A 15,422-nucleotide genomic window follows, 5' to 3' on the forward strand; every position below is an offset into this window, starting at 1 on the left:
CGCGGACACCATCACCTACGAGACACCGAGTTCGTCCCGGCGGGTGGTCAGCCGGGGGTGACCGTGAAGCGCCGGAGGGACAGAGCCGGATTCTTCTCCCGAACGGCGGCGACACGCTCGGGGTCGACCTCGCCGGACGCGATACCGGGCCCCTCGCCGAGCGACGCCACCACCACACCCATCGGATCAACGATCATGCTGTTGCCCGCGCCGGTCGGGGCACACTGGTCGGCGGCCGCCACATAAATGGTGTTCTCGATCGCGCGGGCCCGCACCAGCGTCCGCCAGTGGTCCTCCTTCAGCGGCCCCGGGACCCATTCGGCGGGCAGCGCCAGCACGTCGGCGCCCGCGTCCACGATCCGCCGCGTCACCTCCGGGAACCGGACGTCATAGCAGGTCTGCATGCCGAACGTGACACCGTCGACGGTGAACGTCTCCGGATCGGTGATCTCGCCGTGCCGCACCAGCGTCGACTCCTTGTACCCGAACGCGTCGTACAGGTGCATCTTGCGGTACACGGCCGAGATCCCCCCGTCCGGGCCGACCGCGACCAGCGTGTTGGAGATGCGGCCCGGCTCGTCCAGCCGCTCGTTGACGCCCGCGACGACATGGACGCCGTACCGCCGTGCCGATTCGCCGAGCGCGGTGGCGAACGGCCCGTCCAGGGGTTCGGCGGACTCGACGAACCGCTCGTCCATCTTCGGCGCCGTGAACATCGCGAACTCCGGCACCACCACCACCCGCGCACCGCGTCCCGCCGCCTCGTCCACGAGCTTGCGGACGGCGGCCAGATTCTCGTCCTTGTCCACCCCGGGCGCGAACTGCGCCACCGCGACCTGCACCACTGTCACCCCTCCACATCAGAGCCGATCCACGGCCGTCACTCGGATGACGGCCTCCCCCGCCTGGTCCGATCCCGCCAGGTCGACCTCGGCCGAGATACCCCAGTCGTGGTCCCCCTCAGGATCGTCGAAGACCTGCCGGACGCGCCACAGCGCGTCCTGCGGGACCTCCTCGATCTGCAACAGCTTCGGCCCGCGCGCGTCAGGCCCGGTGAGCAGCTCGTCGTGCTCGGCGAAGTAGCCCTCCATCGCCGCCCGCCAAGCGTCGCCGCCGAAATCGGGATCCAGCTCCGCCAGGTCGCCGTACCGCTCGATCGCGGCGAGCTCCACCCGACGGAACAGCGCGTTGCGCACCAGCACACGGAACGCCCGCGCGTTCGCGGTCACCCTCGTGACCCGCTCCTCGATCGGCTCGTCCACCTCCTCGGCGGGATTGGCGAGCTGCTCCCACTCGTCCAGGAGGCTGGAGTCCACCTGCCGTACCAGTTCCCCCAGCCACTCGATCAGGTCGATGAGGTCATCGGTCTTGATCGACTCCGGGACCGTCTGCTGCAACGCCTTGTAGGCCCCCGACAGGTACCGCAGCACCAGGCCCTCGCCCCTGGCCAGCTCGTAGAACGCGATGTACTCGGTGAACGTCATCGCCCTCTCGTACATGTCGCGCACGACCGACTTCGGGCGCAGCGGATGGTCGCCCACCCACGGATGCCCCGCCCGGTAGATCTCGTACGCGGCGTCGAGCTCGTCCTCCAGCGGCTTCGGATGGTCGACGTCCTGGAGCAGCTCCATCCGCTCCTCGTACTCGATCCCCTCGGCCTTCATCTCCTGGACGGCCTCGCCGCGCGCCTTGTTCAGCTGCGCCGCGATGATCTGCCGGGGGTCGTCCAGCGTCGCCTCGATCACCGACAGCACGTCCAGCGCGTACGAGGGCGAGCCGGGGTCGAGGATCTCGAACGTCGCCAGCGCGAACGTCGACAGCGGCTGGTTGAGCGCGAAGTCCTCCTGAAGGTCCACGGTGATCCGCGCGTACCGTCCGACGTCGTCGGGTTCGGGCAGCACCTCCACGACCCCGCCCGCCAGCAGCGACCGGTAGATCGCGATGGCCCGCGAGATGTGCCGCCGCCGCGCGGCCGGCTCCTCGTGGTTGTCGGTCAGCAGCCGTTTCATCGCCTGGAACGCGTTCCCCGGGCGCGCGATCACCGACAGCAGCATCGCGTGGCTGACCTGGAACCGGGACCGGAGCATCTCCGGCTCGGCGGCCTGCAGTTTGGTGAAGGTGTCCTCGTCCCACCCGACGAACCCCTCCGGCGGCTTCTTACGCTGGACCTTGCGCCGCTTCTTCGGGTCGTCACCGGCCTTGGCCAGGGCCTTCTCGTTCTCCACCACATGATCGGGTGCCTGCGCCACCACGAACCCCACGGTGTCGAACCCGGCACGCCCGGCCCGTCCGGCGATCTGGTGGAACTCCCGCGCCCGCAGCCGGCGCACCCGGTGCCCGTCGTACTTGCTGAGCGCGGTGAACACGACCGTCCTGATGGGCACGTTCACGCCGACGCCCAACGTGTCCGTCCCGCAGATGACCTTCAACAACCCCGCCTGCGCGAGCCGCTCCACCAGCCGCCGATACTTCGGCAGCATCCCCGCGTGGTGCACCCCGATCCCGTGCCGGACGAACCGCGACAGGTTCCGCCCGAACTTCGTGGTGAACCGGAAGTTCCCGATCAGCTCGGCGATCCTCGCCTTCTCCGACTTGGTGCACACGTTGATGCTCATCAGCGCCTGCGCCCGCTCGATCGCCGCCGCCTGCGTGAAGTGCACCAGGTACACCGGCGCCTTCTGCTCGGCCAGCAGTTCCTCGATCGTCTCGTGCAGCGGCGTGACCCGGTAGTCGTAGATCAGCGGGACGGGCCGCTCCGCCGACGTCACCAGCGCCGTCGGCCGTCCCGTCCGCCGTGTCAGGTCCTTCTGGAAGAACGCGACGTCGCCCAGCGTCGCCGACATCAGCAGGAACTGGGCCTGCGGCACCTCCAGCAGCGGGATCTGCCACGCCCACCCCCGCTCGGGCTCGGCGTAGAAGTGGAACTCGTCCATCACGACCACGCCGATGTCGGCGTCCGCGCCGTCCCGCAGCGCGATGTTGGCCAGCACCTCCGCCGTGCAGCACACGATCGGCGCGTCGGCGTTCACGCTCGCGTCCCCGGTCATCATGCCGACGTTCTCGCGCCCGAACATCTCGCACAGGTCGAAGAACTTCTCCGACACCAGCGCCTTGATCGGTGCCGTGTAGAACCCCACCTGCTCCTTGCCCAGCGCCGCGAACAGCGCGCCGGCCGCCACCAGGCTCTTTCCCGACCCGGTCGGCGTCGACAGGATCACGTTCGCGCCCGAGACCACCTCGATGAGCGCCTCTTCCTGCGCGGGGTACAGGGTGATCCCCCGCCCTGACACCCATCTCTCGAACGCCTCGAACAGCGAATCGGGATCGGTGTCGTTTCCAGCGGGCAGCTCATCGATAAGGCTCACCCCTCCATCCTGCCCCCGCCCGCGCACTCCCCGTGTCACCGCCTCCTCCGAAGCGAGGTGAAAGCTGGGCAGGGGACGACGGGCACCCTCGATAGGGCCGGATGGGGTCCGGGCCACCGGGGGCGCCCGTGAAGGTCAGGCGTCCACTTCGCGGCGGTCGCCGCCCCAGAGCGTGTGGTAGGAGCCGTCACGGTCCACGCGGCGGTAGGTGTGGGCGCCGAAGTAGTCGCGCTGGCCCTGGGTGAGGGCCGCGGGCAGGCGGACGGCGCGCAGCGAGTCGTAGTAGGCGAGGGCGGTGGAGAAGCCGGGGGCGGGGATGCCGAGGCGGGCGGCGGTGGCGACGACGTCGCGCCAGGCGCCCTGGGCGTCGCCGACGGCCTCGGAGAAGTGGTCGTCGGTGAGGAGGGTGGGGGTGTGGGGGTCGGCCGCGTAAGCGGCGCGGATGCGGTCCAGGAAGCGGGCGCGGATGATGCAGCCGCCGCGCCAGATCGTGGCCATGGCGCCGGAGTCGATGTCCCAGCCGTATTCGGCGCTGCCGGCCTGGATCTCGTGGAAGCCCTGCGCATAGGCGACGATCTTGGAGGCGTACAGGGCCTTCTCGACCGCGTCGGCGAAGGAGGGGTCGGCGACGCGCACGCGCGGCGGGCCGGGGAGGTTGCGGGACGCGTCGCGCAGGGCGGCATGACCGGAGACGGAGCGCGCGAAGACCGCCTCGGCGATGCCGCCGACGGGGACTCCGAGGTCGAGAGCCGTCTGGACCGTCCAGCGGCCGGTGCCCTTCTGCTCGGCCTGGTCGAGCACGACGTCCACGAACGGGCGGCCGGTGACGGCGTCGGTATGCGCGAGGACCTCGGCGGTGATCTCGATGAGGTAGGACTCCAGCCGGCCGGTGTTCCAGGTGCGGAAGACCTCGGCGATCTCGGCGGGTGTGAGGTCCGCGGCGTACCGCAGGAGATCATAGGACTCGGCGATGAGCTGCATGTCGGAGTACTCGATGCCGTTGTGCACCATCTTGACGAAATGCCCGGCGCCGTCCGGGCCGACGTGGGCGCAACAGGGCGTGCCGTCGACCTTGGCCGAGATGTCCTCCAGCAGCGGGCCGAGGGCCTCGTAGGACTCGGCGGAACCGCCCGGCATGATGCTGGGGCCGTGCAGGGCCCCCTCTTCGCCACCGGAGATGCCGGCGCCGACGAAGTGGATGCCGCGCTCGCGCAGGGACGCCTCGCGGCGGCGAGTGTCGGCGAAGTGCGCGTTGCCGCCGTCGACGATCATGTCGCCGGGTTCCAGCAGGGGCGCGAACTCCTCGATGACCGCGTCGGTGGGCGCGCCCGCCTTGACCATGATCACCAGGCGGCGGGGACGTTCGAGGGAGGCGACGAACCCCGCGGGCGTCTCGGCGGGCAGGAAGGTCCCCTCGTGCCCGAACTCCTCGACCAGGGCCTTGGTCCTGGCGGAGGTGCGGTTGTGGACGGCGACGGGGTGGCCGTGCCGGGCGAGGTTTCGGGCCAGGTTCCGGCCCATCACCGCCAGCCCGGTGACGCCGATGCGCGCCTTATCCATTGGCTCTCTCCTCCTCGTATGCGAACCTGGCCAAGGGTGGTACGCGGGGAACCACTTCCCCGTTCGAGCGCAACCCTCCCGCGCATGGCGTTGTTCCACGCGGGAACGGGCCATGCGACGACTCGTCCGATACTGACATTCCAGGGGGTGCGGATGCTGGGACTGCCCGACGAGACGCAGGCGTGTCTCTTCGATCTCGACGGAGTCCTCACCGACACGGCGGCGGTGCACGCCGCCGCGTGGAAGGAGATGTTCGACGGCTTCCTGCGCGACCGGGCGGAGCGGACGGGCGAGGCGTTCGTGCCGTTCGACCCGGTCAAGGACTACGGCGGCTACGTCGACGGCAAGAAGCGCGAGGACGGGACACGCTCGTTCCTCCGGGCACGCGGCATCGACCTTCCCGAAGGGACCCCTGACGACCCGCCCGAGAACGAGACGGTGCGGGGCCTCGGCAGTCGCAAGAACGCCCTCGTCCTGAAGTTCATCCAGGAAAAGGGCGTGAAGGTGTTCGACGGGTCGGTGGAGTATGTCCGCAGGGTTCGGGAGGCCGGGCTGAGGACGGCCGTGGTGTCGTCCAGCGCCAACACCGTCCAGGTGCTGGAGACGGTGGGCATCACCGACCTGTTCGACGCGCGGGTGGACGGCGTCGTGGCCGCGCAGCGGAAGATCCCCGGCAAGCCCGCCCCGGACATGTTCCTCGCGGGTGCCCGCGAGGTGGGTGTCCCGGCGGCGCGAGCGGTGGTGTTCGAGGACGCGCTCGCGGGCGTCGAGGCGGGCCGCGCCGGAGGGTTCGCCTTGGTGGTCGGCGTCAACCGGGTGGGCGAGGAGCACGCGGCGGCGCTGGCCGCGCACGGCGCGGACGTGGTGGTGGCCGACCTGTCCGAACTGCTGGAGGGCAAGTGACACAGAGCGAGGGGCAGGCCGCCGACCGTCCGGTGTACCTGGTGGAGCCGTGGTGCGTGCGGGAGCCCGAACTGCGGATGGACCGGCTCGCGCAGAGCGAGTCGGTCTTCGCCCTGTCGAACGGGCACCTCGGCATCCGCGGCAACCTGGACGAGGGAGAGCCGCACGGGCTGCCGGGCACCTATCTCAACTCCTTCTACGAACAGCGGCCGCTGCCGCAGGCCGAGGTCGCCTACGGCTACCCCGAATCCGGCCAGACGGTGATCAATGTCACCAACGGCAAGGTGATCCGGCTGCTGGTGGACGATGAGCCGTTCGACGTGCGCTACGGACGCTGCCACCATCACGAGCGGACGCTGGACCTGCGGACGGGCACGCTCACCCGGCACGTGGAGTGGACGTCGCCGGCCGACCGCCGGATCAAGGTCACCTCGGTGCGGATGGTGTCGCTGACGCAGCGGGCGGTCGCGGCGATCTGCTACGACGTCGAGCCGGTGGACGCGGCGGTCCGGGTCGTCGCGCAGTCCGAACTGGTGGCCAACGAGGCGCTGCCCGACGGCGGCAAGGACCCGAGGTCCTCGGCGATCCTGGAGAGCCCGCTCGTCAGTGAGGAACATGTCGCCAACGGCACGAAGGTGCTGCTGCTGCACCGGACCCGCAAGAGCGACCTGCGGATGGCCGCGGGCATGTCGCACGAGATCGAGGGCCCCGGGTCGATGGCCATCGACACCGAGAGCTCGCAGGACGTGGGACGGCTGACGGTCGCGACGCGGCTGGAGCCGGGCCAGCGGCTGCGGATCATCAAGTACCTGGCGTACGGATGGTCGAGCCAGCGGTCCCGGCCCGCGCTGCACGACCAGGTGGTCGGGGCGCTGGCGGGCGCGCGGCAGACGGGGTGGGAGGGACTGCTGGAGGAGCAGCGCACCTTCCTGGACGAGTTCTGGTGCGGCGCGGACGTGGAGGTGGACGGCGACGCCGAGATCCAGCAGGCGGTCCGGTTCGGGCTGTTCCACGTCTTGCAGGCGGGGGCGCGCGCAGAACGGCGGATGATCCCGGCCAAGGGGTTGACCGGTCCGGGTTATGACGGGCACACGTTCTGGGACACCGAGACGTTCGTCCTGCCGGTCCTGACCTACACCTCCCCCGGCGCCGCCGCCGACGCGCTCGCCTGGCGGCATATGACGCTGCCGCTGGCACGCGAGCGCGCCGTCCAGCTCGGGCTGCGCGGCGCGACGTTCCCCTGGCGGACGATCCGCGGCCACGAGTGCTCGGGATACTGGCCTGCCGGAACCGCCGCCTTCCACATCAACGCCGACATCGCCGACGCCGTCGTCCGGTACGTGGACGCGACCCAGGACGAGCGGTTCGAGCGGGAGACCGGGCTGGAGATGGTGGTCGAGACCGCGCGCCTGTGGCGCAGCCTCGGCCACCACGACGTCGGCGGCGTCTTCCGCATCGACGGGGTTACCGGCCCCGACGAGTACAGCGCGATCGCGGACAACAACATCTACACCAACCTCATGGCGCGCCGTAACCTGGAGTCGGCCGCCGACATGGCGATGCGCCACCCCGACCTCGCCGACCGGCTGGGCGTGACCACCGAGGAGGCGGCGTCCTGGCGGGACGCGGCGGCGGCCATGCTGATCCCCTACGACGACCGGCTGGGCGTCCACTCGCAGAGCGAGAACTTCACCAACCACGCGCGCTGGGACTTCGGGGCGACCAAGCCCGATCACTACCCGCTGCTGCTGAACTTCCCCTACTTCGACCTGTACCGCAAGCAGGTCGTGAAGCAGGCCGACCTCGTCCTCGCGCTGCACCTGTGCGGGGAGGCGTTCACCAGCGAGCAGAAGACCCGGGACTTCGAGTACTACGAGGGCCTGACCGTCCGGGACTCCTCGCTGTCGGCGCAGACGCAGGCCGTCGTCGCGGCGGAGGTGGGGCATCTGGAGCTGGCGCACGACTATCTCGGCGAGACGGCGCTGCTGGATCTGCACGACCTCAACCACAACACCCGCGACGGCCTGCACATCGCGTCGATGGCAGGCGCATGGAGCGGCTTGGTGGCGGGGTTCGGCGGGATGCGGGCGGGCGGTGGCACGCTGCGGTTCGCGCCACGGCTGCCCGGCGGCATCAGCCGGCTGGCGTTCCGGATGCGGTACCGCGGCAACCGCCTGCGTGTCGAGGTGACCGCGGAGTCCGCCCGCTATGAGCTGCTCGACGGCCCCGGCCTCAAGCTCTGGCACCACGGCCAGGAGGTCACGCTGGCCGACGAGCCGGCCGAACTGCCCATCGAGCAGGTGCCGTCGCATCCGGCGCCGATCCAGCCGGCCGGCCGGGAGCCGGCGCCACGCCGCATCGACCCGCACGGACGTGACCCCCGCCGGACCTGATCCGGCGGGCCGCCACCCCCCGGGCCGCTGTCCATGGCGCGGCCACCCCTCTGGCGGTACCCCTCTGGCGGCTACCCCTCGGGGGCGCAGGCGGGGGCACAGCTCTCCGGGAGCCCGCCCGGGGCCGCCGCCGGTTCGCCGCCGGGGCCGCAGTCCGTTCCCCGGCCCTCGTCCTGCGCGGGACGGGGCGGGGCGTCGTCGCCGTGGCAGCACGGACCGCCCTGGACGAGGAGCCTACGCGGCCCCGGCCCCTCGTCGCCGAGCCGGTCGTAGGGGTTGGCGAGGGCGCACTTGCTGATGGACAGGCAGCCGCATCCGATGCACTCGGTGAGATCGTCGCGGAGCCGTTCGAGCTGGGAGATACGGGCGTCCAGGTCGCTGCGCCACGTTTCCGACAGCCGCGCCCAGTCCGCCACGGTGGGGGTGCGCTCCTCGGGGAGGGTGGCGAGGGCGTCCCTGATGTCGCTCAGCGGGATGCCGACCCGCTGCGACACCTTGATGAACGACACCCGGCGCAGCGTGTCTCGGGCGAAGCGGCGCTGGTTGCCCGCCGTGCGGCGGCTGCTGATCAGGCCCTTGGCCTCGTAGAAGTGCAGCGCCGAGACGGCCACGCCGCTCCGCTCGGCGAGTTGCCCCACGGACAGTTCGTGTACCCGGTGCTCCAGCCGTGTCATGCCCCGCATCCTATGCGGCCTCAACCCCGGTTGAGGTTGCCGCCGGACACCTGGTACGGCGCTAGTACGCCGCGGGGCGCGCGCCCCCCACGCCGTGGCCGGCCCGCGCGTCCCTGCCCAGCTTGCGCAGCCGGAACGCGGCCCCGACCATCACCGCGCCGAACAGGATCGCGAACAGGCCGATCAGCCAGACGATGGCGACCGCGCCCGACGCCGGCCAGGCGAACAGCAGGATCCCGAACACGACCGAGATCACACCGGTCAGCGCGTACGCCCATTCGCCCCGCAGTTCCTTGCGCAGCGCGAACGCGGCGACGATCTCCATGACGCCCGTCACGACGGCCCACGCGGCGATCAGCATGAGCAGGACGAACGCCGTGACCCCCGGCCACGCCATCGCCACGATCCCCAGCACGATTCCGGCGACGCCGGACAGCACCAGCATCCCGCGGGGCTGCCCGCGCGTCCCGCGGAAGGCCGCCGCGAGCGCGAAGATCCCGTCCACGAGCGCGTACGCGCCGAACAGCACCACCAGTGCCCACACGGTGATGTCGGGCCAGACCCAGGCGACGACACCGAACAAGATCGCAAATGCGCCCCGCAGGGCGAGCACCCACCAATGGCGGGTCATCAGGTCGAACATGTCAGCCTCCCCCGTACCAGAAAGCCCTTCCCCGTTTTCGGCCCGCCACACGGCGACGCGCCCGCCGGCGGGGCCGGCGGGCGCGGGGCGGGCTTGCGGCGGGCTCCTACGACTCCAGGCGGCGGACGAGCCCGTGGTACTCGTCCCACAGCGCCTTGGGCAGGTGGTCGCCGAACGTCTCGAAGTGCTCGGGGACCAGCGCGGCCTCCTGCTTCCAGACCTCGGTGTCGACCGACAGCAGCGTGTCGAGGTCGGCGTCGTCGATCTTCAGCCCCTCGGTGTCGAGCGCCTCGCGGGTCGGTAGGTGCCCGATCGGGGTCTTGACGGCGTCGGCCTGGCCGTTGAGCCGCTCGACGATCCACTTCAGGACGCGGCTGTTCTCGCCGAAGCCGGGCCAGATGAACCTGCCGTCGGCGTTCTTGCGGAACCAGTTGACGTAGTAGATCCGGGGGAGCTTCTCGGCGTCGGTGGCCTTGCCGATCTCCAGCCAGTGGCCGAAGTAGTCGCCCATGTTGTAGCCGCAGAACGGCAGCATGGCGAACGGGTCGCGGCGCAGCTCGCCGACCGTGCCCTCGGCGGCGGCGGTCTTCTCGGACGCGACGTTGGCGCCGAGGAACACGCCCTGCTGCCAGTCGAAGGACTCGGTGACCAGCGGGACGGCGGACGCGCGGCGGCCTCCGAACAGGATCGCCGAGATCGGGACGCCCTTCGGGTCCTCCCACTCGTCGGCGATGATCGGGCACTGGCCGGCGGGAGTGGTGAAACGGGCGTTGGGGTGGGCGGCCGGGGTCTGCGAGTCCGGCGTCCAGTCGTTGCCCTTCCAGTCGGTGAGGTGCGCGGGCGGCTCGTCGGTGAGCCCCTCCCACCACACGTCGCCGTCGTCGGTGAGCGCGACGTTGGTGAAGACGCTGTTGCCCCACAGCGTCTTCACGGCGTTGGCGTTGGTGCTCTCGCCGGTGCCGGGCGCGACGCCGAAGAACCCGGCCTCGGGGTTGATCGCGTAAAGGCGGCCGTCGTCGCCGAACCGCATCCAGGCGATGTCGTCGCCGATCGTCTCGACCTTCCAGCCCGGGATGGTCGGCTCCAGCATGGCGAGGTTGGTCTTACCGCACGCCGACGGGAACGCGGCCGCGACATAGCGGGTCTCCCCGGCCGGCGGGGTGAGCTTCAGGACGAGCATGTGCTCGGCCATCCAGCCCTCGTCGCGGGCCATCGTCGAGGCGATGCGCAGCGCGTAGCACTTCTTGCCCAGCAGCGCGTTCCCGCCGTAGCCGGACCCGTAGGACCAGATCTCGCGGGTCTCGGGGAAATGCGTGATGTACTTGGTGGAGTTGCACGGCCAGCTGACGTCGGCCTGGCCGGCCTCCAGCGGCGCGCCGACGGAGTGGACGGCCTTGACGAACGAACCGCGCTCCTCGATCAGCCGCAGGGCGCCGGTGCCCATCCGGGTCATGATCTTCATCGAGACCGCGACGTAGGCGGAGTCGGTGATCTCGACGCCGAGCTGGGAGATGGTGCCGCCGAGCGGGCCCATGCAGAACGGCACCACGTACATGGTGCGGCCCTTCATACAGCCGTCGAACAGGCCGTTCAGGGTGTCGCGCATCTCGGCGGGCGCGATCCAGTTGTTGGTGGGGCCCGCGTCCTCTTCCCGCTCGGAGCAGATGAAGGTCCGGTCCTCCACACGGGCGACGTCGGTCGGGTCGGACGCGGCGTGGAAGCTGTTCGGCCGTTTGGCCGGGTCGAGCCGCGTGAAGGTGCCCTGCTCGACGAGCAGGCCGGTCAGGCGTTCCCACTCCTCGTCCGAGCCGTCGCACCACTCGACGCGGTCGGGCCGGGCGAGCTCGGCGATCCCGCGTACCCAGTCAATCAGTTCGGTGTGACCGGTTGGGGCCTGGTCGAGGCCGGGGACCTGGTGGGACACGGGCTACTCCTTCAGCTGTTCGCAGGATCTTTGCATGATGAACAAGACCGGCTGTTTTTGCCATTTGGTCTGGACCAATCCCGTCGCTTTTGGGCCTTCCTGTACCCTTTTGTGATTGATATCACCTAAGCGCGGGCGCCCGATGGGTGCGCGGCCGTCTCCCGGTCAGCGTGCGCTCAAGCTGGGTAAACGTGCGTTTCGGTGGCCTTCACGGCCGCCCATATGACGCTGCCCTCCGTCAATTGGAGCTCCGCGACGGCCGCCGGAGTCACCTCCGCGACGGCGGGGAAAGGCGGCGCGGAGAGCTGGACCCGCACCCGGTGCCCCTGCTGCTCGACCGCCGCGACGCGGGCGCGCCAGAAGTTGCGGGGACTGCCGTCGGGGCGGGTGGGGAACAGCGCCACCGAGGATGGCGCGAACGCCAGGAAGACCTCACCTTCGAGTGAGTCCACAGTGTCGAGGCTCCCGGCTCCGTCGCCGATCAGGACCGTTCCCGCCTCCGCTCGGCCCCGGTAGAGGTTCAACCCGACGAGCCGCGCGACGTAGTCGGTGCGGGGCCGCCGCGCCACCTCGGCGGGTGTGCCCTCCTGGACGAGCCTCCCGCCTTCCACGACCACGATCCGGTCGGCGAGCACCATCGCGTCCAGGGGATCGTGGGTGACCAGGACGGCGGCGCCGGCGAAACCGGCCAGGTGACGCCGGAGCGCGGCGCGGATCTCCAGCCGGGTGTGGGCGTCGAGCGCGGCGAGCGGCTCGTCCAGCAGAAGCAGCCGGGGCCGGACGGCCAGCGCGCGGGCCAGCGCGACACGCTGTGCCTGGCCGCCTGACAGGGCTCCGGGCCTGGCAGCGGCGTGCTCGGCGAGCCCGACCCGCTCCAGCCACCCGGCGGCGCGGCGGCGCGCGGCGCGGCGGCCCTCCCCCTGGGAGCGCGGGCCGAAGGCGACGTTCTCCAGAGCGCTGAGGTGCGGGAAGAGCAGGTAATCCTGGAAGACCATGCCGATCCTCCGCCGCTCGGGCGGGAGGGGGCGCAGATCCGTCCCGTCCACCGTGAGGTGCCCGCCCGCCATGGGGACGAGGCCCGCGAGGGCGCGCAGGGCGGTGCTCTTGCCGGCCCCGTTGGGGCCGAGCAACCCGACGACCTCGCCGGGCGCGGCGGTGAGGGTGAGGTCGAGGTCGAACGTCCCGCGCCGCACGACGAGCCGCGCGTCCAGCCCGGTCGGTGCCGTCATGGTGTGCTCACCCAGCGGTCCCGGAGCGCGGCGAGCACCAGTACCGAGACGGCCAGCAGGACCAGGCTGAGCACGATCGCCGCCTGCGGGTCGGTCTCCAACGCCAGGTAGACGGCCAGCGGCATGGTCTGCGTGCGGCCCGGGAAGTTGCCCGCGAAGGTGATCGTCGCGCCGAACTCGCCGAGGGCCCGCGCCCAGCACAGCACCGCGCCCGCCGCGATACCGGGTGCGACGAGCGGCAGCGTGACCCGCCGGAAGATCGTCCAACGGGAGGCACCGAGCGTCGCGGCGGCCTCCTCATAGCGCGGGTCGGCGGCCCGCAGCGCACCCTCGACGCTGATCACCAGAAACGGCATCGCCACGAACGTCTCCGCCAGGACGACCCCGGCGGTGGTGAACGGCAGCGTGACCCCGAACGCCTCGTCCAGCCACTCCCCGACCAATCCGCGGCGTCCGAGGACCAGCAGCAGGGCGACGCCGCCGACGACCGGCGGCAGCACAAGGGGCACGGTGACCAGGGCCCGGACGAGGCGCACGCCAGGGAACGGCACCCGGGCCAGCACCCAGGCCAGCGGGACGCCGAGCAGCACGCACAGCCCGGTGGCGAGGGTGGCGCTGACCAGCGACAACCGCAGCGCCTCCAGGACCGGCCCCTCGCCGAGCCGGGTGCCGAGCGTCGACCACGGGGCGCGGACGAGCAGCCCGGCCAGCGGCAGCACCAGGAACGCCAGCCCGGCGAGCGCCGGCAGCACCAGGACCAAGGGCGGGCGCGCGGAGGGGTTCAGGGGCGGTCTCGGGCGCGCGTCCGGGGCCGGGCTCACGGAGACTCGAACCCCGCCCGGGCCAGGGCGTCCTTCCCCTGCCCGCCGAGCACCAGCGCGATGAACTCCTTCGCCAGCGCGGGCCGCGGCGCCTTCGCGACCTGGGCGATCGGGTAGTCGTTGATCGCCTTGGCCGACTCGGCGAACTCGATGCCCTTGACCTGTGCCCCCGCCGCCTTCGCGTCGGTGCGGTAGACGAGCCCGGCGTCGGCCTCACCCAGGCGGACCTTGGTCAGGACGGCCTTCACGTCCTGCTCCTGCGACGCGGGCTTCACCGTGACCCCCGCCGCGCCCAGGGCCTTCTTCGCGGCGGCGCCGCAGGGCACCTGCTCGGCGCACAGTACGATCTTCAGCCCGGGCCGGGACAGGTCGGCGATCTTGCCCACCCTGCCCGGATCGTTCGCCGGGACGGCGATGACCAGGCGGTTCCTGGTGAACACCTGGGGAGGTCCGGCCGCGTCCCCGGCGTCGGTCACCGTCTTCATGGTGGCGGGGCTGGCGGCGGCGAACACGTCCGCGGGCGCGCCCTGCGTGATCTGCTGGGCCAGCGCCGAACTGCCGCCGAAGTTGAACCTGACCTTCACACCGGGATGCGCGGTCTCGAAGGATCTGCCGAGCGCGGTGAAGGTCTCGGTGAGCGAGGCGGCGGCGAACACCGTCAGCGTCCCGCCCCCCGACGTGCCGGACGCGGCGGACGATGAGTCGTCGGTGTCGCCGCAGCTCGCCACGGTCATCAACAGCAGGGCCGCCGCAGCGGCGGCCGGAGCGCGCTTGGACACAGGTCCTCCAGAGGGACGGGGGTCAGCCCGGGTCGGCCAGTTCGACGACGACGTTGGTGGACTTCACGACGGCCTCGGCCACGACACCGGCGCGCAGCCCGAGCTCGTCCGCCGCCTCCCGGCTCATCAGCGAGACGACCCGGAAGGGACCGGCCTGGATCTCCACCTGCGCCATCACCCCGTCCCGGACGACCTCGGTGACGATGCCCCGCATCCGGTTGCGCGCCGAGGAGAAGCGGTCACCCGGCTCGGACGCCGTGTCACGGCGCGCCTGGTCCCGCACGAACGCGGCGAGATCCTCCCCCGGCACCCGCCGGTGGCCGTGCGCGTCGCGCTCGGCCGGGAGGCGCCCGCCGTCCACCCAGCGCCGAACGGTGTCCGCGCTGACCCCGAGCAGCGCGGCCGCCTCACTGATCCTGAACGTCGTCACCGGCCAAGCCTAGCCGCTCGCACATGCCAGTCATATTCGTTCAAACCGAAGGAAATACAAGCTCACAACCCCAAATAGTCTGGCAGATGCGACAGCCGCCGACCCGATCTCGTGATGCGAGGGTTGACCTGAAGTCCAGTTGAGGTCCTAGCGTCATCTCCGTTCACGTGCTGTACACGGATGGGAGAGACCGGCATGACCTCCACGGACCCGTTCACCGCGGCGGAGCGCGCCTACCTGGCCGGGAACGGCCTCGGACGGCTGTCGACCATCGGCCCGGACGGCGGCCCGCACGTCCGGCCGGTCGGCTACCGGCTGAACGACGACGGCACGATCGACATCGGCGGGCCCGCCAACGCCGCGAGCCGCAAGTACCGCAACGTCCAGGCGAACCCGAAGGCGACGATCGTCGTGGACGACCTGACCTCCCCCGACGACCCGGACGCGGTCAAGCCCGGGTGGGGACGCGGTGTGGAGGTGCGAGGCCGGGCCGAGCTCGTCAAGGGCCGGATGCACATCGGCGAGGGCTACTTCAGCGACGACCTGATCCGCATCCACCCGGTCCGGGTGATCAGCTGGCACATCGATCCCGAGCGTCCCGAGCAACTGGCGCGGACGGTCGCCTGAACGCGACGCCGGCGAGAGCCCGTCGCGGCGGAACGCGCTTGGAGCAATCCGGTCCGGGTAAAGGGTGACTCAAA

At 71.1% G+C, this 15,422-nt stretch carries 12 protein-coding genes and 1 pseudogene; 3 read left to right on the forward strand and 10 right to left on the reverse strand.

Translation table 11 applies throughout. The features are described 5' to 3' along the window. Positions 1–47: 47 nt before the first annotated feature. The 3 genes from AMA02S_RS26160 to gnd all read right to left on the reverse strand — a co-directional run bounded on the left by AMA02S_RS26160 (position 48) and on the right by gnd (position 4,925). Positions 48–845 (reverse strand): carbon-nitrogen hydrolase family protein, encoded by a 798-nt coding sequence (locus AMA02S_RS26160; protein WP_067462557.1) that lies wholly within the window; start codon positions 843–845, stop codon positions 48–50. A 15-nt stretch (positions 846–860) separates the two neighbouring features. Next, positions 861–3,365: a DEAD/DEAH box helicase gene (locus AMA02S_RS26165; protein ID WP_067462560.1), complete on the reverse strand. Its 2,505-nt coding sequence runs from the start codon at positions 3,363–3,365 to the stop codon at positions 861–863. A 135-nt stretch (positions 3,366–3,500) separates the two neighbouring features. Next, a complete protein-coding gene (gnd, locus tag AMA02S_RS26170) occupies positions 3,501–4,925 on the reverse strand; it encodes an NADP-dependent phosphogluconate dehydrogenase (protein ID WP_067462563.1) in 1,425 nt (474 codons plus the stop codon). 153 nt (positions 4,926–5,078) lie between these two features. Here gnd and AMA02S_RS26175 point away from each other — a divergent pair, with 153 nt between their 5' ends. Both AMA02S_RS26175 and AMA02S_RS26180 read left to right on the forward strand, forming a co-directional pair. Continuing rightward, positions 5,079–5,828 carry a beta-phosphoglucomutase family hydrolase gene (locus AMA02S_RS26175; protein ID WP_067462565.1) on the forward strand — a complete coding sequence of 250 codons (750 nt, stop codon included), beginning with the start codon at positions 5,079–5,081 and terminating at the stop codon, positions 5,826–5,828. Beyond that, positions 5,825–8,221 carry a glycoside hydrolase family 65 protein gene (locus AMA02S_RS26180; protein WP_067462568.1) on the forward strand — a complete coding sequence of 799 codons (2,397 nt, stop codon included), beginning with the start codon at positions 5,825–5,827 and terminating at the stop codon, positions 8,219–8,221. Before AMA02S_RS26175 ends, AMA02S_RS26180 begins: the two co-directional genes overlap by 4 nt. Before the next feature lie 218 nt (positions 8,222–8,439). Here AMA02S_RS26180 and soxR read toward each other — a convergent pair. From soxR to AMA02S_RS26215, 7 genes and pseudogenes are all read right to left on the reverse strand, one after another. Continuing rightward, positions 8,440–8,904: pseudogene (gene soxR, locus AMA02S_RS26185) on the reverse strand (redox-sensitive transcriptional activator SoxR); the annotation flags it as partial. A gap of 52 nt (positions 8,905–8,956) precedes the next feature. Beyond that, positions 8,957–9,538: an HdeD family acid-resistance protein gene (locus AMA02S_RS26190; RefSeq protein WP_067462570.1), complete on the reverse strand. Its 582-nt coding sequence runs from the start codon at positions 9,536–9,538 to the stop codon at positions 8,957–8,959. Positions 9,539–9,644: 106 nt separating this feature from the next. Further along, a complete protein-coding gene (locus AMA02S_RS26195) occupies positions 9,645–11,462 on the reverse strand; it encodes a phosphoenolpyruvate carboxykinase (GTP) (RefSeq protein ID WP_067462573.1) in 1,818 nt (605 codons plus the stop codon). A gap of 176 nt (positions 11,463–11,638) precedes the next feature. After that, on the reverse strand, positions 11,639–12,691 hold the full coding sequence (locus AMA02S_RS26200; RefSeq protein WP_067462577.1) for an ABC transporter ATP-binding protein: 1,053 nt from the start codon (positions 12,689–12,691) through the stop codon (positions 11,639–11,641). Next, complete coding sequence (gene modB, locus AMA02S_RS26205) at positions 12,688–13,512, reverse strand: molybdate ABC transporter permease subunit (protein ID WP_084265616.1); 825 nt, start codon at positions 13,510–13,512, stop codon at positions 12,688–12,690. The genes AMA02S_RS26200 and modB overlap by 4 nt, the downstream gene beginning before the upstream one ends. After that, positions 13,509–14,246, reverse strand: a complete 738-nt coding sequence (modA, locus tag AMA02S_RS26210; protein ID WP_157430857.1) for a molybdate ABC transporter substrate-binding protein — start codon at positions 14,244–14,246, stop codon at positions 13,509–13,511. Before modA ends, modB begins: the two co-directional genes overlap by 4 nt. A 67-nt stretch (positions 14,247–14,313) precedes the next feature. After that, complete coding sequence (locus tag AMA02S_RS26215) at positions 14,314–14,721, reverse strand: TOBE domain-containing protein (protein ID WP_067462583.1); 408 nt, start codon at positions 14,719–14,721, stop codon at positions 14,314–14,316. Between the two features lie 195 nt (positions 14,722–14,916). Between AMA02S_RS26215 and AMA02S_RS26220 the strand changes: the two genes are divergently transcribed. Then, positions 14,917–15,348 carry a PPOX class F420-dependent oxidoreductase gene (locus tag AMA02S_RS26220; RefSeq protein ID WP_067463447.1) on the forward strand — a complete coding sequence of 144 codons (432 nt, stop codon included), beginning with the start codon at positions 14,917–14,919 and terminating at the stop codon, positions 15,346–15,348. The last annotated feature ends 74 nt before the right edge of the window (positions 15,349–15,422 follow it).

Origin of the sequence: Actinomadura macra NBRC 14102 (assembly GCF_001552215.1) — a bacterium.
In the GTDB taxonomy this organism is placed as follows: domain Bacteria; phylum Actinomycetota; class Actinomycetes; order Streptosporangiales; family Streptosporangiaceae; genus Spirillospora; species Spirillospora macra.

What these genes read in the sequence shown, in the direction of transcription:
- AMA02S_RS26175 (WP_067462565.1), top strand. Translation starts at nt 5,079, where the DNA reads ATGCTGGGACTGCCCGACGAGACGCAGGCGTGTCTCTTCGATCTCGAC.
- modA (WP_157430857.1), bottom strand. Translation starts at nt 14,246, where the DNA reads ATGACCGTGGCGAGCTGCGGCGACACCGACGACTCATCGTCCGCCGCG.
- gnd (WP_067462563.1), bottom strand. Translation starts at nt 4,925, where the DNA reads ATGGATAAGGCGCGCATCGGCGTCACCGGGCTGGCGGTGATGGGCCGG.
- AMA02S_RS26200 (WP_067462577.1), bottom strand. Translation starts at nt 12,691, where the DNA reads ATGACGGCACCGACCGGGCTGGACGCGCGGCTCGTCGTGCGGCGCGGG.
- AMA02S_RS26220 (WP_067463447.1), top strand. Translation starts at nt 14,917, where the DNA reads ATGACCTCCACGGACCCGTTCACCGCGGCGGAGCGCGCCTACCTGGCC.
- AMA02S_RS26190 (WP_067462570.1), bottom strand. Translation starts at nt 9,538, where the DNA reads ATGTTCGACCTGATGACCCGCCATTGGTGGGTGCTCGCCCTGCGGGGC.